Genomic DNA, 267 nt, shown 5'->3' with positions numbered 1-267 from the left:
CGGCGGGCGGGACTTACGGGTAGCGGGCGTTATTCGTGCTATCTGGCCGCCCGCTTTCGGCCTGCAGGTTCGATAGCGCGTCGGCTGTGTTCACCGTGGCGGCGTTGCGTGATGCCCCGCCAGCGCCACACGGACCCGCGCTTCGTCGAGATGGTAATGACACAACTCGACGCCCTCATGCACCAGCACGGGAACCCAATCGTTGTAGCGCGCTTCGAGCGAAGGATCGGCGTCGATGTCGATCACTTCGAGTTGCGCGCCGAACTC

1 protein-coding gene is annotated in these 267 nt (G+C 64.4%); it reads right to left on the bottom strand.

Annotated elements, in window-relative coordinates; all coding sequences use genetic code 11:
• Positions 1–90: 90 nt before the first annotated feature.
• Positions 91–267: glutaredoxin family protein (locus SB753_RS37835; protein ID WP_410805258.1), on the bottom strand; the 177-nt coding region annotated here is incomplete at its 5' end.

The sequence above is a fragment of the Paraburkholderia sp. SIMBA_053 genome, from assembly GCF_046534895.1.
Classification (GTDB): domain Bacteria; phylum Pseudomonadota; class Gammaproteobacteria; order Burkholderiales; family Burkholderiaceae; genus Paraburkholderia; species Paraburkholderia caledonica.
The sequence above is the reverse complement of the archived record's forward strand: the minus strand, read 5'-3'. Positions and strand labels throughout refer to the sequence as shown.